This is a genomic window from Streptomyces sp. NPDC054849 (assembly GCF_053610945.1).
Genome location: NZ_JBSGZI010000140.1, coordinates 1 through 16,802, shown reverse-complemented (window position 1 = coordinate 16,802; position 16,802 = coordinate 1). Strand labels below are relative to the sequence as shown.

Here is a 16,802-nt window from a genome sequence, read left to right as displayed (position 1 = left end):
GCGGGCATCCCGCGCGTCGACCCCCCGAAGGTCGACTCCCCGGCCACGGCCAGGATCCCGGAACTCGAACTGGCCGGCGTCGGCGCCCGCGGCGGCGACAACGCCATCCGCCTCGGCTCCGACATCTCGGATCCGGTCCACGCGATGGACAACGCCACACCCACCACGCGCGGCATCGACACCACGCCCACCGCCCGCGCCGGCGACCACGGCACGCCGGGCGGACACGCGGGCGACAACCTGCCCCGCAACGACCTGGACAACACTCCGCGCGGCGACTCGGGCCGCCCGGCCGGCCCCGGTACCGGCGCAGCCCACACCGACGGCCCCGGCTCCGGAGCCACACACACGGACGGGCCCAGCGGCGCGGGCCACACGGACGGCCCGTCCACGGGCGGCGCCCACGTGGACGGCCCCGGCACAGGCGGCAACCACCTCCCGGATAACCCTGGGGCGGGCGGCGTGGACGACGCGGCGCGCGCCGACGCCGCCGCTGGCGGCCGCGGCGACGACGGCGAAGGGCCGCTGACCCCGGAGCGACGCAAGGAGCTTCAGGACAAGCACGTCTGGCTCGCGAACAACAACGAGACTTGGCGTTCGACGTACTACAACACGCTCAACCGCCGCAAGCGCGTCGAGACGCTTGTGGACGGTGTGGAGCTGCCTCAGCTGACCAAGGACGCAGACGGCAACCTGATCTCCGTCCACGACCTGCCAAACGGTCCGCGCGAGGCCCGGCTGACTCCAACCCCCTTCAAGCTCGACACGGTCCCCGAGGGGAACCTGACGGAGCTTCACAAGGCCATGGCTGACCGTCGTGTGTCGGTCAACCTCACCAATGCCGAGGTGAAGCTGAAGGAGCTGGACAGCCAGGCCAACCGCGATGCCGTCGCGGAGGCGCGCAAGGCCTTCGACGCGCGTCTCCCCGGTGTCGACAACAACAGCAAGATCTCTGAGGCCCTCGGCAACAAGACCGCGGTGCTCCACGTGATCCCGGAGGCGTTCCCGAAGGCGGACATCATCCATCTTCCGAAGACGCCAAACGGAGCCAACATGTTCGACGGGGCCTACAAGCTTCCTGACGACTGGCGCCTGATCGTGGAGGAGAAGGCCCCGGCCAACGGTCCGGACTGGCGTCAGGGCAAGGCCGACCCCGACCCTCTCGATCTGACCGACCACGGTGGTGCCCAGGGGATGCGGGTGCAGCAGGGCACCCGGCCGTACATCCGCACCATCCTGGCCGAGATGACGTCCCGGGGCGGCAAGGACGCGGAGATCGCCGCCGATCTCCGCGCCGCGCTGAAGGCCGGACGTCTGAAGTACGTCCTGGTCAAGGCCAAGGAAGACCTCAACGGCAACGGCGAATACGCTGGTGGCTCGCTCGAGGAATTCGTCTATTAGCCAGAGGAGAGCTTGATGGCAACGCGTATCCCGCGCCATGACTTCCGTACGGACAATGCCGCCGAAGCCATGGCGCCGGTCATCGCAGCGGCGCAGGAAGCCGTCGAAGGGATGGAGACCTCCGAGGACGACCGCTACGACGCGTTGACCTTCACGCTGGGCGCAGCGAAGTGGCGCTGCCTCCAGGACCCCAGTTCGGACGAGCTCGAGACCTGGGAGTCCTGGGTACTTGCGATGCAGGTGGGCTCCGCCCTTTTCGCCGCGGGTACGGCGCAGGAGGGACCTGTTCCGCTGCGGGTCGGGACCCTGGACGAAGTCCGCAGGCTCCCCGCCACCGGCCCGCAGGACTACCTGCACGCCGGGAACTGGCTCACTGCCTTCTACCTGGCGGTGATCTGCCGCGAGAACGACCGGCTGAAGCAGCTCGCCCAGGTGCCGGTGGAGTTTCTGCGGGCTTCCGGTGCGGAGTTCGACGAGTACGTCTATGCCTGGATCGAGACGCTCCAGAACTTCTGGTTCGGCCGCCCGGAGACATGGAACACCCTGGTCACCGCGGTCCAGGGCACCGCTCCGGAGCAAGCCCGTATCGCAGACGCCGATCTGATGCTGAAGATCCTCTATCCGCCACTCGAGCTCTTCCAGCTCTACCTGCGCCGTGAGGACCAGGCGTTCACCGATTCCCTCGTCCAGGCCCTGACCTGGCACAAGGAGTACTGGACCGCCAACGAGGCCCGCTCCCTGAGCGGCGACGGCCTCGTCGCCCTGGCCCCCCTCGCCATCGCGTGCATGGCCTACGACGCAGACATGACGATCGGGGTCGAGTCCGACTACCTGCCCAAGCACCTGATCAAGCACTCGTGGGTGGGCGAGTTCACCACGTGACGCCAAGGGTGAAGCGGTTCGCGGGCGCCGGCGGCGGCGCGGTGGAGTGCCCCTTGTTCTGACGCCCGGTCCGTAAAGTTAGGCGGACCCCCTCCCCTGCGGGCGTTCGAGCAGTCGGACTTGTGGTGCTTCGTCATGGTGCGGCTGGACCAGGGTCGCCGACCAGATTCCCCGGTCGGCTATCGGTTCTTCATGGAAGCCCGGGGCTGGACGGCACGGTTAGCAAGGTAGAGCCCTTCGACCTGGTGATGGAGGAATTCGAGAATCTCCCCATCGCCATCGGGCGCGTGATCGCAAAAGCGGAAGCCAATGTGGGTGTCGCGCACTCTTGCCCCTCGGCGCGCGCTGCACCGTGGATCCGCGTGCAGAGCGGCTGGAGACCTGAGAGGCCATGGTCAACACGCAGCGGGAGTCGACCGTGTTCGCCACCGTGTGCGCGGACGAGGGCCGTGGGGTGCCGGATCAACCGTGCGATGCGCACGCTGCCGGCCGAAGGCTCGGCGAGCCTCACCGACCTGGGCATCACATGGCTCACCACGTCTGGCTCGCCATGGTCTGCCGCGACCGGGAGCGGCTGACCGCGCTTGCCGAAGTCCCGCTCCGCCGCATCGTATCCGGCGGCTACGACCTTCGTCTCGCACTGGGTGAACGCCCTTCAGACCCACTGGCTCCAGGCCCGGTTCTGGTGGAGAAGCTCTCCACGACTGGATCGACGCATTCCTCACCTGACAAGTGACAGGACAACCTGGCGCGGTGCGCCGGGCGTAGGCATGACGAGGTCGGTGCATGGCGCCGCAAGGGCATGGGCACGCGCCCGGCGCCGACATCCTCGTAGAGGGCACACGTGATCAACGGTGTTCCCCGCCATCTCGTGACCGGGGCCGACAGCCGGCTTCGCCGGGCGGCTGAGCACGTCGGTGGCGCCCCGAGTCGACAACCTCGAAGTCTCGGCGGTGGCAATCGACTTCGCGTTCAGCACCGCCGTCCTCGCCTCAGGCGTTCGACGGACGACGCGTACGAGCAGTTCTCCTATCCCTGGGTGGACGTACAGCAGACGTAATGGTCCCGGCAGCCGGGTCTGGTGGACAAGTTGACGGTTCCCGCCATACAGGTGGGCTCCGCCGCCTTCGCCGCCGCCTCCACGGAGCGGTCCTCGAAGGAGCCGAAGCCTGCCCAGCTGGTGATCCGCGTCCGTTGCCATGGTTACGGGTAGTCAGCATGCAGCTTTGCTGATCACGCTTCGTAGTGGACCGCCGCTCGAGGCAGCGCCCAGAACCGACAGGCAGGAGTTCCGATCTGCACAGACACTCCGCCAGAAGGAGAGACGGATGGATCGGATTTGCACTGCCCGGGTCATTGCTGCACTCGCCGCAACGGCCGCGTTGGCCGTCTTACCTGCCGCCGAGGCGCGCGCCAGTGCGGTCGGCTCCACGCCCGTGGCCACCTTCGACTACCAAGTCGGAGGCGTCACGATGAAGGTCCCCACAGGCTGCATGTTCACCCACATCGTCCGCGGCGAGGGCAAGAACATCACTTACCAGAACGCCGGCGTCGACTGCGGCTTCGTCGGAGCGCTCAACGCCGGCTTCTGCAACTGGCGCATCGATTTCACCTACGCGGACACCGACAACAAGACCTACCGCACCTCCCGCGGCAAGACCCACACCGAATGCAAGATCAACCCGATGTGAGACAACGCACCGCAGAAGCTTCCCCGCTACGGCAAGGCCTGCGCCCACCTCAACATCAACGGCGTCCGCCGGGTCAGCCAGTGCCACCACATCACGAAGTGAGCCGCATGAGTACCCAGTCCACTCCCGAAGACCCCGCCTGGGAGGCCAGACGCCGCCGCGCCGGCATCGTCGCCTTTCTCGCCGGCGTCGCCACGACTTTCCTCTCCTTCGCCCTCCTTCCCGGACTCCCCCACGTCATCGACTGGGGTGCGATCATCGTCTCGCTCGCCGTCGGCGGCCTGACACGGTGGGCATGGCTGGGACGCCTTGCGAAAAAGCGCGCTGATCTGGGATAAAGGCCGAACAGCCACGCGCCTGCACGGTTGAGTCAGCTCTTCCGGAGGCAGGCTTACGCCTCCTCGCTGCGGACTTCCGCAAGGTGCAGTTCAGGCTCTGGGACCGATTGCTGCCGGTCCAGCTCCTCGATCGTTTCGCTGATCTGGCGGCAGTGGCAGCCCGTGGCTCGGGCCTGGGTGGCATCGTCCGCGTGGACCGCGGCGTGAAAATCCGTATCGGAAAAGGCGCACACGGGGAGGTCAGTCCACGGAAAGACGTCACAGCGGCGCTCTCCTCGGGCGGCGTCCGGGAGTTCACCGATGGTGGTGCGGCCCCGCGGCGAGACCACCCCAGCCGTCGCGCGCGCCGATTGGCCCCGGAAATAGCAAAAGCCCCAGGTCACGGCGAGTGAGTCCTGGGGCTTCTACAGAGCCGCCTTCGGGATTCGAACCCGAGACCTACGCATTACGAGTGCGTTGCTCTGGCCAACTGAGCTAAGGCGGCACCGCTGGTCAGACAAGTATTCCCTCGAAGAGGGGCGCTTATCAGCAGCGGCGCCAAGTCTACAGGGTCTGGACGGGTGCCCTGAACCGGGTTCTGTGGGGGTGAGTCGCGGGTCACATAGCGGGGCGGATGCGGTGTATCCGGTACATCCTTCTACTGCGCGTCCCCGAAAGGGTGCGGGATCCCGAGCTCCGCCGGGCCGAGGGCGTCGGGGTGAGCCGCCACGCGGACACCTCGTTCCGGTGCCGGCGGCCTCAGCACTTCTTGCCGTCCTCCGGCGCCTTGCCCTCCAGCAGGTAGCGGTTGATCGCGGTGTCGATGCAGGCGCTGCCGCGCCCGTACGCCGTGTGGCCGTCGCCGTCGTAGGTGAGGAGGGTGCCCGAGTCGAGTTGGCCGGCCAGCCCCTGCGCCCACTTGTACGGGGTCGCCGGGTCGCGGGTGGTGCCCACGACCACGATCGGCGGTGCGCCCTTCGCGGCGAGCGGCTTCGCCTTGCCCGTCGCCTTCACCGGCCAGTACGCGCAGTTCAGCGAGGCCCAGGCCAGGCCCGCGCCGAAGACCGGGGAGGCCTTCTGGAAGGACGGCAGGGCGGCGTCGACCGCCTCCGGGCCGCTGAAGGCCGGGGGCTGGTCGAGGCAGTTGACGGCGGCGTTCGCGAACATCAGATTGGCGTACTTGCCGTCCGCCCCGCGCTCGTAGTAGCTGTCGGCCAGGCCCAGCAGGGCCGCCCCGTCGCCGTTCATCGCCGCCGTGAGCGCCTCGCGCAGCCGCGGCCAGGCGCTCTCGTCGTACAGCGCCGCGATCACGCCGGTCGTCGCGAGGGACTCGCCCAGCGGGCGGGCCGCGTCCCCGGTGTCCACGGGCTGGGCGTCGACCTTGCGGAAGAACTCCTTCAGCCGCGCCGTCACGGCGTCCGGACCGCCGGTGCCGAGCGGGCAGTCGGCCTGCTTCGCACAGTCCTCGGCGAAGGCGGTGAAGGCCGTCTCGAAGCCCGCCGTCTGATCCCGGTTGAGTTCGAGTGCGGGCCGGGACGGGTCCATCGCGCCGTCCAGGACCAGCCGGCCGACCCGGTCGGGGAAGAGGTCCGCGTACGTCGCGCCCAGGAAGGTGCCGTACGAAGCCCCGACGTACGTGAGCTTCTCGTCGCCGAGCACCGCGCGCAGCAGGTCCATGTCCCGGGCGGCGTCGACGGTGGAGACGTGCGGCAGCACCCGCTGCGAGCGCTTCTGGCAGCCGGCTGCGAACTCCTTGAAGGCCGCCACCAGCAGAGCCCGCTCGGCCGGGTCATCGGGCGTCTGGTCCACCTGTGTGTACTTGTCCATCGACGGGCCGGTCAGGCACTCGACGGGGCTGCTGCGTTCCACCCCGCGCGGGTCGAAGGAGACCATGTCGTACTGAGCGCGGACGGCCGCGGGATAGCCGATGCCCGCGTACGCCTGGAGGTAGCCGATGCCGGAGCCGCCCGGGCCGCCCGGATTGACCACCAGAGAGCCGAGCCGCTTGCCGGGGCCGGTGGCGACCCGGCGGGCCACTGCGATGTCGACGTCCTGGCCGGAGCCGGGGTTCGCGTAGTCCAGCGGGGCCTTCATGGTGGCGCACTGGAATCCGGGGACACCGCAATCGCGCCACGCCAGCTTCTGCCCGTAGTACGGGCGCAGCGCGGCCGCATCGGGGGACGGCTGCGCCGAGGGCGCACCGGACTCCCCTCCGGAGGACGCGGCGGCCCGGGGTCCCCCCGACCCGCCGGAGGTGCAACCGGAGAGCAGCAGCCCGGCGGCTGCGATCACGGTCCCGGTGGTACGCAGCAGGCGACTGGTGTCCATCCCCGGAGCGTACGGCCTGTCGGAGGCGGCCAGGAGGGCTTCCTGCACCGGACGGCCGCGCGCCTTCCGTTGTCTGCGCAGGGCTGGGCACGGACCGTGCCGCTCCCGGCCCGCGGCAGCCGGTCCGCCCGTACGGGTGAGCCGGTCAACCGGGCGTGGACCCACACGGCGGCCCGCGGTGCCCACAGGCCGCTGTCCGGCCGAGGCAGCCCAGCCGGACAGCGGCCGGGTGGGCGGACCGTGCCGATCAGCAGCCCGGCGGTGGGCACCTGGCCGAACGGCAGCTGGGCGGTGGTCAGCCTGCGCGCAGCGACATCGTCATCGCCTCGACCGCGAGGAGCGGGGCCACGTTGCGGTCGAGCGCGTCCCGGCAGGCGATGATCGCCTCGATCCGGCGCAAGGTCCGCTCGGGGCCCGAGGCGCGGGCGATCCGGTCGAGGTCCGGTCGTATCTCCTCATTGGCGATGGCCACGGACGAGCCGAGCTGCAGGGCCAGGACATCCCGGTAGAAGCCGGTGAGGTCGGTCAGCGCCAGGTCGAGGGTGTCGCGCTGGGTACGGGTGCGGCGGCGCTTCTGCCGGTCCTCCAGCTCCTTCATCACGCCCGCCGTGCCGCGCGGCATCCGGCTGCCGGCGCCGGCACCGGCTCCGAGCGCGGTCCGCAGCTCCTCGGTCTCCTTGGTGTCGACCTCCTCCGCGACCTGCTTGGCGTCCTCCCCGGCGGCGTCGACCAGCTCCTGAGCGGCCTTGAGACAGCCGCCCACGTCATCGATGCGCAGCGGGAGCTTCAGCACGGCGGCCCGGCGGGCCCGTGCGGTCTCGTCGGTCGCGAGCCGGCGGGCCCGGTCGATATGCCCCTGGGTCGCCCGGGCGGCGGCCGCGGCGGCGGTGGGCTCGATGCCGTCGCGCCTGACCAGGAGGTCGGCGACGGCCTCGACGGGCGGGGTGCGCAAGGTCAGGTGGCGGCAGCGGGAACGGATCGTGGGCAGCACGTCCTCCAGCGAGGGCGCGCACAGCAGCCACACCGTCCGTGGAGCGGGCTCCTCCACCGCCTTGAGGAGCACGTTGCCGGCGCCTTCGGTGAGCCGGTCGGCGTCCTCCAGGACGATGACCTGCCAGCGGCCGACGGCAGGGGAGAGCTGGGCCCGGCGGACCAGGTCGCGGGTCTCCTTCACACCGATCGACAGCAGATCGGTGCGGACGATCTGCACATCGGAGTGCGTTCCGATGACGGTGGTGTGGCAGCCGTCGCAGAAGCCGCAGCCCGGCTCGCCGCCGAGGGCGCGGTCGGGGCTCGTGCACTGCAGGGCGGCCGCGAACGCCCGGGCGGCGGTGGACCGCCCGGAGCCGGGTGGTCCGGTGAACAGCCAGGCGTGGGTCATCTTGGACGCCGCGGGCGGCGCGGTCCCGTCCGAGATGGCCGTGACCAGCGCATCGGCGTCGCGGGCGGCGGCGGCCAGCTGCGTCTGGACCCGCTCCTGTCCCACCAGGTCGTCCCATACGGGCATCCCGCCCACCACCTTTCACTCTCCGTGCACCCATTGTGGCGGGCGCCACCGACAATCCGGTCCAGCCAGGTCAGCGGCGGCGGCGCGATCCGCGCTCGCCCTCGTCGCCGTCCTCGTCGTCCCGGCGGAGGCCCAGCAGTTCGTCCGCCAGCGTCGGCAGATCGTCCAGCGGGGTCTCCTCGGCCCAGTCCGAGCGCGCACGGCGCGGCCGGCCGTCCTCGTCGACAACGGGCAGCTCCCGCGTCCGGTCGTTGCCGGAGTCACGGAAGATGCCCGAAGGCACCCGGTCGGCCGGGTTCTCCTCGGGACGCCGGGCCGTCGGCCGCGAAGCGGACCTGGCCCGGCCGGCGCCGCCGCCGCTGCCCTGCTGTCCCGCCTGACCGCCCGCCTGCGGGGCGGCCGGGCGTACGGGCGGCAGGACCGCCGTCTCGTCAGCCGGGCGCACGGGCGGCAGCACCGTGGTCTCCTCGGCGGACGCCGGGTCGCTCTTCGGCACCGGAACGGTCTGCGTGACGTCGTCCGGCTGGACGACCCGCTTGACCACGGGCGTCTCGATCGTCACGGCGTCGTCGGGGTGCGGCCCCTTCGTCATGTCGGCCTTGGGAGCGGGTGCGGGGGCAGGCGCGGGTGCAGGTGCCGGGGCGGGCGTCGGCGTGGGCGCGACCGCAGGAGCCGCCGCAGCCGAAGCAGCCGCCGCAGCAGCAGCCGCGGCCTTCGCCGCCGCCTCGGCCGACGCGGCCTCCACCTGCCGGCGGGCCTCCTCGGCCTTCAGCAGGGCCTCCTCGGCCCGCCGCTGCTTCTCCAGGCGCCGCTCCTCGGCCTCGGCCCGCAGCCGGGCCTCCTCCTCGGCCTGCCGGCGCAGCCGCTCCTCTTCCGCCGCACGCGCCCGCTCCTCGGCCTCCAGGCGCAGCCGCTCTGCCTCGGCCCGGGCCCGGGCCTCCTCCTCGGCGCGCAGCCGCTCCTCCTGGGCCTTGCGTGCAGCCTCCGCCTCGGCCTTGATCCGCGCTTCCTCGGCCTCGCGGGCCTGGCGGGCCTCCTCCTCAGCCCGGAGCCGCTCCTCCTCCGCCTTGCGCGCCGCCTCTGCCTCGGCCTTGCGCCGGGCCTCCTCCTCGGCGAGGCGCCGGGCCTCCGCCTGGGCGGCCACCTCGGCCTCGGAGAGCGGAAGCATCCGGTCGAGGCGGTGCCGTACGACGGTGGTCACCGAGTCCGGGTCCTGGCCGGCGTCGACCACCAGGTAGCGGCCAGGGTCGGACGCGGCAAGGGTCAGGAACCCGGACCGCACCCGCTGGTGGAACTCCGCCGGCTCCGACTCCAGCCGGTCCGGCGCCTCCGTGAACCGCTCCCGTGCCGCCTCCGGGGACACGTCGAGCAGCACGGTCAGGTGCGGGACGAGCCCGTCGGTGGCCCAGCGCGAGATCCGGGCGATCTCCGTCGGGGACAGGTCGCGGCCGGCGCCCTGGTAGGCCACGGAGGAGTCGATGTAGCGGTCCGAGATGACCACCGCGCCGCGCTCGAGGGCGGGGCGCACCACCGTGTCCACGTGTTCCGCCCGGTCGGCGGCGTACAGCAGTGCCTCGGCGCGGTTCGAGAGTCCGGCCGAGGAGATGTCGAGCAGGATCGAGCGGAGCCGCTTGCCGACGGGGGTGGCCCCCGGCTCGCGCGTCACGACCACCTCGTGGCCCTTGCCCCGTATCCAGTCGGCCAGCGCCTCCACCTGGGTGGACTTGCCGGCTCCGTCGCCGCCCTCCAGGGCGATGAAGAAGCCGGTGGCGGACGCCGCCTGGACGGGCTCCCCGCCGCGCAGCGCCTCGCGCAGGTCGCGCCGCAGCGGTACGCCCCTGCGGTCGTCGGCCTTCGTGAGCACCACCACGGCGACCGGCAGCAGCAGGGCGCCGACCAGCATAAGGGTGTAGGCGGCGCCGCCGTGGGAGAAGACGATCTCGGCACCGGTCAGCCGGTGCGGGCCGATCGCGCCGGCCAGGACCGGGGCGACGACGGCGCCCAGCGCCACGGCCACCCGTACGACCGCCTGGAGGTGCTCGGTGACCCGGGCCCGGCGGAACTCCTCGGTCTCCTGGTCGAGCAGGGTGTGGCCGGTGTTCGCCGCGACGCCTGCGGCCGTGCCGGCGAGCAGCGAGAGGAACAGCACGGTCGCCGTGTCCGGGACGAGCCCGGTCAGCAGCAGCGCGAGCCCGGTCACCGCTATGGCGAGGGCCAGCAGCCGCCGCCGGGACAGGGCGGGAAGCACCTTGCCGGCCTGGCCGGCGCCGATGCCGGCGGCGGTGCCGCCGACCAGTGCGAGGACGAACAGCGCGAACGTTGCCGGGCCGCCGCCCAGGTCGAAGGCGTGCAGCACGGCCACGGAGACGGCACAGGACACCGCTGCGGCGACGGCGGCGCAGGTCAGCACCAGCAGGGGAATGGCGCCCGTACGGCCCTTGTCCGGGCGGTCGCCCGCCTTGGGGGCGCGCAGGCCCTCCAGCGGGGAACGGGGACGCGGGGTCGCCCCGGTGGGCAGCACCAGCGGGAGCAGCAGCGAGACCGACGCGGCGAAAAGGCCGGAGGCCACGTACGAGCCGAGCGCGGCCTGGTTCGCGGCGAACCAGGCCACGCCGAGGCCGAGCGCCTTGCCGACCAGGGTCGCGGCGAGCAGCGCGGCCGCAGCGACGGGCAGCGCCGCGAAGGCCGTGCGCAGGGTCAGCCGCCGCAGCGCGTCCAGGTGATCCGGGAGCGGCCGTACGGTCGCGCCCTCCGGGGGCGGCGCGGGCAGCAGCGCGGGCGCCGCGCTCTCCTTGGCCAGCGTCCACAGCCGCTCGGCGGCGCCGGAGACGAAGACGGTGGCCAGCAGCACGGTGAGCGCGTGGGCGGGGATCCAGTCGAGCCAGAGCGGAGCGACGACGAAGAGCCCGAGGCGGACCCCGTCGGCGCCGATCATCGTCCAGCGGCGGTCCAGCTTGCCGCCCGAGCCGAGGAGGCCGGACAGCGGGCCGAGGAGGACCGCCCCGAAGAGCAGGGTGGCGAGGATCCGGACGCCGAAGACGGCGGCGACGGCGAGGGCCGCGCCGCGGTATCCGCCGCCGAAGGCCCCCTCCGTGGCGGCGGCCTGGAGGGCCAGCAGCACCAGTACCAGCAGCGCGAGGGCATCGCCGATGCCGCTCACCAGCTGGGCGCTCCACAGTCGGCGCAACCTGGGGGTGCGCAGCAGTGCGCGCACCGCACGCTCGCGGGAATCCGCGGCTAGGGCTTCGTCGTAGGTGGGGTTTGCCGGGGCGGTCACGACCGTTGGCTGCTCGGCTCGCGTCATCCGCCCAGCCTATCCGCTGCGCCTGGTGGGTGCGGAAGCCTGTGGACAAGCCCGGGTGTGACCCCGGACCCACCGAGCGGGACTCCACCCGCGCTCCAGACGCAGCCGAGCACGCCCGGCGGGCGGGCGCTGCCGCGGAGAGGCGCACGCGGCGAGGCCGGAAGATCCGGGCTGCGGTAACGGGCAGGGCCCCGTGCGGTGTGCACGGGGCCCTGCCCGGAATCGGTCGGAAGGCGGAGGCTACTCGTCCGCCGGGGCGGCGGCCACCTTCTTCGCCGTCGCCTTCTTCGCCGTCGTCTTCTTCGCGGCCGTGGTGGTCTTGGCCACCGTCTTCTTGGCCACCGTCTTCTTCGCGGCAGCGGTCTTCGTCGCCGTCGCCTTCTTCGCCGGGGCCTTCTTGGCGGGAGCCTTCTTCGCCACCTTCTTGGCCGGGGCCTTCGCCCGCTTCTCCGCGAGCAGCTCGTAGCCCCGCTCCGGCGTGATCGTCTCGACGTCGTCGTCCCGCCGCAGCGTCGCGTTCGTCTCGCCGTCCGTCACGTACGGCCCGAAGCGGCCATCCTTGACCACCACCGGCTTCTCGCTCACCGGGTCCGTGCCCAGTTCCTTCAGCGGCGGCTTGGCCGCCGCGCGGCCCCGCTGCTTCGGCTGCGCGTAGATCGCGAGCGCCTCGTCCAGGGTGATCGAGAAGAGCTGGTCCTCGGTCTCCAGCGACCGCGAGTCCGTGCCCTTCTTCAGGTACGGGCCGTAGCGGCCGTTCTGGGCCGTGATCTCCACACCCTCCGCGTCCACGCCGACCACGCGCGGCAGCGACATCAGCTTCAGCGCGTCGTCGAGCGTGACGGTGTCCAGGGTCATCGACTTGAAGAGCGAGGCCGTCCGCGGCTTGACCGCGTTCTTGCCGGTCTTCGGCGTGCCCTCGGGCAGGATCTCCGTCACGTACGGCCCGTAGCGACCGTCCTTGGCGACGATCTCGTTCCCGCTGACCGGGTCCTTGCCCAGCTCGAACTCGCCGCTCGGCTTCGCGAACAGCTCCTCCGCGTACTCGACCGTCAGCTCGTCCGGAGCCATGTCGTCCGGTACGTCGGCCCGCTGGTGGCCCTCGGCGTCCTTCTCACCGCGCTCCACGTACGGCCCGTAGCGGCCGACCCGCAGCACGATCCCCTCGCCGACGGGGAAGGAGGAGATCTCCCGGGCGTCGATCGCGCCCAGGTCCGTGACCAGCTCCTTCAGACCGCCCAGGGCGTCGCCGTCCGCCGGGACGGGCGCCGTGGCGTCCTCCGCGCCGAAGTAGAAGCGCTTCAGCCACGGCACGGACTGGGCCTCGCCCCGCGCGATGCGGTCGAGGTCGTCCTCCATCTTCGCGGTGAAGTCGTAATCGACGAGCCGCCCGAAGTGCGTCTCGAGCAGGTTCACCACGGCGAACGACAGGAAGGACGGCACGAGCGCCGTGCCCTTCTTGAAGACGTAGCCGCGGTCGAGGATGGTGCCGATGATCGACGCGTACGTCGACGGTCGGCCGATCTCGCGCTCTTCGAGCTCCTTGACCAGCGAGGCCTCGGTGTAGCGGGCCGGCGGCTTGGTCGAGTGCCCGTCCGCCGTGATCTCCTCGGCGGCGAGCGAGTCGCCCTCCGCGACCTGCGGCAGCCGCTTCTCGCGGTCGTCGAGCTCGGCGTTCGGGTCGTCGGCGCCCTCGACGTACGCCTTCATGAAGCCGTGGAAGGTGATCGTCTTGCCGGAGGCGGTGAACTCGGCGTCGCGCCCGTCCGAGGCGCGGCCGCCGATCTTCACGGTGACGCTGTTACCGACCGCGTCCTTCATCTGGGAGGCGACGGTCCGCTTCCAGATCAGCTCGTACAGGCGGAACTGGTCGCCGGTCAGACCCGTCTCGGCCGGAGTGCGGAAACGATCACCCGAAGGCCGGATCGCCTCGTGCGCCTCCTGCGCGTTCTTGACCTTGCCGGCGTAGACGCGCGGCTTCTCCGGCAGGTAGTCGGCCCCGTAGAGCTGGGTGACCTGCGCCCGCGCCGCCGACACCGCGGTGTCGGACAGCGTGGTGGAGTCCGTACGCATGTAGGTGATGAAGCCGTTCTCGTACAGCTTCTGCGCCACCTGCATCGTCGCCTTCGCGCCGAAGCCCAGCTTGCGCGAGGCCTCCTGCTGGAGCGTCGTCGTACGGAAGGGGGCGTACGGGGAACGGCGGTACGGCTTGGACTCGACCGACCGGACGGCGAACGAGGTGTCGGCCAGCGCGGCGGCGAGCGCCCGGGCGTTCGCCTCGTCGAGGTGCAGCACCTCGCTCTTGAGCTGCCCGTTCGAGCCGAAGTCACGGCCCTGCGCGACGCGCCTGCCGTCCACCGTGTTCAGGCGGGCGACCAGGGTCGAGGGGTCGGAGGCGTCACCGGCGCGGCCGGTGGAGAAGGTTCCGGTCAGGTCCCAGTACTCGGCGGAGCGGAAGGCGATGCGCTCGCGCTCCCGCTCGACGACGAGGCGGGTGGCCACCGACTGGACGCGCCCGGCCGACAGCCGCGGCATGACCTTCTTCCAGAGGACCGGCGAGACCTCGTAGCCGTAGAGGCGGTCGAGGATGCGGCGGGTCTCCTGGGCGTCGACCATGCGCTGGTTCAGCTCGCGCGGGTTGGCGACGGCGTCCCGGATCGCGTCCTTGGTGATCTCGTGGAAGACCATCCGGTGGACGGGGACCTTGGGCTTGAGGACTTCCTGCAGGTGCCACGCGATGGCTTCGCCCTCGCGGTCCTCATCGGTGGCGAGGAAGAGTTCGTCGGACTCGGCCAGGAGCTCCTTGAGCTTCCTGACCTGGGCCTTCTTGTCCGCGTTGACGACATAGATCGGCTGGAAGTCGTGCTCGACGTCCACGCCGAGGCGGCGGACCTCGCCGGTGTACTTGTCGGGAACCTCGGCCGCGCCGTTCGGGAGGTCGCGGATGTGCCCGACGCTCGCCTCGACGACGTATCCCGGGCCGAGGTAGCCCTTGATCGTCTTCGCCTTGGCTGGGGACTCGACGATGACGAGTCGGCGGCCGCCCTTTGCGGTCTCGCTAGTCGGGGACAACTTGGCTCTTCTCTCCGGTCGGCACTCGGTCGCGGTACGGCGACGCTGCGGAGTGTGACGGTACAACCCGCCCCCGTGTCAAACGGCAGAAGCCCGCAACGGCCACTCGAACGGTAACCCGACAAGTGCCGTTTCTGCCGCCCGGATGCCGCGCCGGACCGTCGGCGATCACCGGGCCGGGTGGCCGGAAGGCCGTCCGGCCCCGCTCCCGCACCCTCTCCCACGTCGGGTTTTTCCGCCGGATAACCGTCGGGGCCCAACCCCCGCGCCCCGATGTCACGGACCCGGTCTCGGCGGCGCGCGGCGCGGCTCCCCGCGGGCCGGGCGGCCGCGCCGCCTGCGAACGCGGCCGACGGTCCGGCCACGACGGGGCGCACGCCCTCGGGCGGCGGCGTGCGGCGGCGAGCGCGCGCCCCCGCCACGGCCGCAGAACGGCCCCGAACAGCGGGAACACGGTCGCCGCGAAGATCGCCGCACCGTTTTCCGCGCCGCTCCCCCACCTCTGGGACCACCGTCGGGATCCCCCCGGATGCCGCTGCGCTCGACACCGGCAGCCCCGGGGATACGCCGTGCGAACCTCGGGTCACATGCCGGTGCCCACTACTGCGCGGGGCGCGCCACGGGCTCCAGGAAACCCTGCTCGACCAGCATCCGGATGGCCTCCGGAGTCCGGTCCCGCAGCACGACCGGGTCCTCCTGCACCAGCTGCGCGATCGCGTCCAGGATCCGGCCCGCGCTCAGTGAGCCGTCACACACTCCGGCGAAGCCGGCGCCGACCGTGTCGACCTTGGTGGCGCGCCGCATCCCGCGGTTCTGCCGGAGCACGACATGCTCCGGGTCCTCCGCGCCGGGCGCACCGACCTGCTCCTGGACCACTTCCTCGGCCAGCACGAAACAGGCCTCGAGCAGGGCCGCGTCGTCGTGCTCCCGCAGGTAGTCCTGGCGGGCGAAGTGGGCCAGGACGGCATCGCCGAGCGGCTGCTCCACCGAGTGCGGCCACTCCTCGACCACGATCGATGGCTCGGCCGCGTCCGTCCGGCGCAAGGTGATCCATCCGAAGCCGACGGACTTGGTCTTGCGGGCCTCGAACTCGTCCAGCCAGTCCTCGTAGCGCCGCGCGTACTCGGCCGGGTCGGTCCGGTGGTCCCCCGCGTCGCGCAGCCACAGCTCCGCGTACTGCGTCACGTCCTGCTCGTCGCGCTGCACGATCCAGGCGTCGCAGCCGCGCGGAACCCAGGAGCGGAGCCGGTCGCGCCAGTCCTCGCCCTCCACGTGCTGCCAGTTGCCGAGGAACTGCGCGTACCCACCCGGGTTGAGCCGCGCACCCGCCTGCTGCACGAGGGTCCGGCACAGGTCGTCGCCGCCCATGCCTCCGTCCCGGTACGTCAGCCGGGCGCCGGGGGAGATCACGAACGGCGGGTTCGACACGATCAGGTCGTACGTCGCCTCGCCGACCGGTTCGAAGAGCGACCCGGGCAGCAGCTCGGCCTCCGGGGCGCCGGACAGGGCCAGCGTCAGACGGGTGAACTCCAGGGCCCGTGGGTTGACGTCGGTGGCGGTGACCCGGGTGGCGTGCTGTGCGGCGTGCAGTGCCTGGATGCCGGATCCGGTGCCGACGTCGAGGGCCGAGCCGACCGGGGTGCGGACGGTGATCTCGGCGAGTGTGGTGGAGGCGCCGCCGACACCGAGGACCACGCCCTCCTCGCGGCTGCCGATCCCGCCGGCCCCGCCGACGGAGCAGCCGAGGTCGGAGACGATGAACCAGTCCTCGCCGTCCGGGCCGCCGTACGGCCGCACGTCCACCGTGGCGTGCACCTCGTCGCCCTCGCGCCGCAACCATCCGTCGGCCAGGGCCGCCTCCACCGGCAGCGCGGCCGCGGCGTGCACGTACGGCTCCGGCTGCTGGAGCAGGAACAGCCGGATCAGGCTCGCGAGGGCTCCGTCGCGCGGGCCGCGGGTGGCGCGCAGGGCCGGGACGGTCTCGCTGCGGGCCAGTGCGGCGTAGGCGGGGGCGCCGAGCAGATCGAGCAGCCCGTCTGCGGTGAAACCGGCGTCGAGCAGGGCCTCGCGGAGCTCGGCGGCGCGGTCGGGCGTGGGAAGGCTGGTGGTACTCACGCGTCCATTGTGTCCGCTGGGGCCCGTCCTGCCGATCAGCCCGGGCCCAGAGGTGCGAAAGGGGGGGCGCCCGGCCGGCCCGGCCGCGCCCCCCCCGCGACCGGGGGCGCCTCAAACCCCCCCCCCCCCCGCCCGGCGCTTTAATAAAAAACACCACCCCCCCCAACCAACTCGATGGGGTATTGGGG

At 71.8% G+C, this 16,802-nt stretch carries 10 protein-coding genes, 1 tRNA gene and 1 pseudogene; 5 read left to right on the top strand and 7 right to left on the bottom strand.

Going from position 1 to position 16,802, the window contains the following annotated elements; genetic code table 11:
- The 5 genes and pseudogenes from ACWGIF_RS35380 to ACWGIF_RS35360 all read left to right on the top strand — a co-directional run.
- A pseudogene (locus tag ACWGIF_RS35380) lies at nucleotides 1-1,401 on the top strand (hypothetical protein); the annotation flags it as partial.
- Nucleotides 1,402-1,416: 15 nt separating this feature from the next.
- The gene (locus ACWGIF_RS35375; RefSeq protein WP_453503683.1) at nucleotides 1,417-2,283 is read left to right on the top strand and encodes an immunity 49 family protein; all 867 of its coding nucleotides are present in this window, start codon (nucleotides 1,417-1,419) and stop codon (nucleotides 2,281-2,283) included.
- Nucleotides 2,284-2,674: 391 nt separating this feature from the next.
- On the top strand, nucleotides 2,675-3,019 hold the full coding sequence (locus tag ACWGIF_RS35370) for a hypothetical protein (RefSeq protein ID WP_453503681.1): 345 nt from the start codon (nucleotides 2,675-2,677) through the stop codon (nucleotides 3,017-3,019).
- 646 nt (nucleotides 3,020-3,665) lie between these two features.
- The gene (locus ACWGIF_RS35365; protein ID WP_453503679.1) at nucleotides 3,666-3,974 is read left to right on the top strand and encodes a hypothetical protein; all 309 of its coding nucleotides are present in this window, start codon (nucleotides 3,666-3,668) and stop codon (nucleotides 3,972-3,974) included.
- Between the two features lie 107 nt (nucleotides 3,975-4,081).
- The gene (locus ACWGIF_RS35360; RefSeq protein WP_453503677.1) at nucleotides 4,082-4,312 is read left to right on the top strand and encodes a hypothetical protein; all 231 of its coding nucleotides are present in this window, start codon (nucleotides 4,082-4,084) and stop codon (nucleotides 4,310-4,312) included.
- Nucleotides 4,313-4,365: 53 nt separating this feature from the next.
- Here the strand turns inward: ACWGIF_RS35360 and ACWGIF_RS35355 are convergent, their stop codons facing one another.
- The 7 genes from ACWGIF_RS35355 to ACWGIF_RS35325 form a co-directional block, all read right to left on the bottom strand.
- Nucleotides 4,366-4,695 (bottom strand): hypothetical protein, encoded by a 330-nt coding sequence (locus ACWGIF_RS35355; protein WP_453503675.1) that lies wholly within the window; start codon nucleotides 4,693-4,695, stop codon nucleotides 4,366-4,368.
- 27 nt (nucleotides 4,696-4,722) lie between these two features.
- Nucleotides 4,723-4,796: transfer RNA gene (locus tag ACWGIF_RS35350), tRNA-Thr, on the bottom strand.
- Nucleotides 4,797-5,050: 254 nt separating this feature from the next.
- On the bottom strand, nucleotides 5,051-6,619 hold the full coding sequence (locus ACWGIF_RS35345; protein WP_453503674.1) for an alpha/beta hydrolase: 1,569 nt from the start codon (nucleotides 6,617-6,619) through the stop codon (nucleotides 5,051-5,053).
- A gap of 295 nt (nucleotides 6,620-6,914) precedes the next feature.
- Nucleotides 6,915-8,126 (bottom strand): DNA polymerase III subunit delta', encoded by a 1,212-nt coding sequence (locus tag ACWGIF_RS35340; RefSeq protein ID WP_453503672.1) that lies wholly within the window; start codon nucleotides 8,124-8,126, stop codon nucleotides 6,915-6,917.
- Nucleotides 8,127-8,196: 70 nt separating this feature from the next.
- A complete protein-coding gene (gene tmk, locus ACWGIF_RS35335; protein WP_453503670.1) occupies nucleotides 8,197-11,430 on the bottom strand; it encodes a dTMP kinase in 3,234 nt (1,077 codons plus the stop codon).
- A gap of 240 nt (nucleotides 11,431-11,670) precedes the next feature.
- Nucleotides 11,671-14,499: a type I DNA topoisomerase gene (topA, locus tag ACWGIF_RS35330; protein WP_453503668.1), complete on the bottom strand. Its 2,829-nt coding sequence runs from the start codon at nucleotides 14,497-14,499 to the stop codon at nucleotides 11,671-11,673.
- Nucleotides 14,500-15,099: 600 nt separating this feature from the next.
- Complete coding sequence (locus tag ACWGIF_RS35325; protein WP_453503666.1) at nucleotides 15,100-16,614, bottom strand: DUF7059 domain-containing protein; 1,515 nt, start codon at nucleotides 16,612-16,614, stop codon at nucleotides 15,100-15,102.
- Nucleotides 16,615-16,802: the final 188 nt, after the last annotated feature.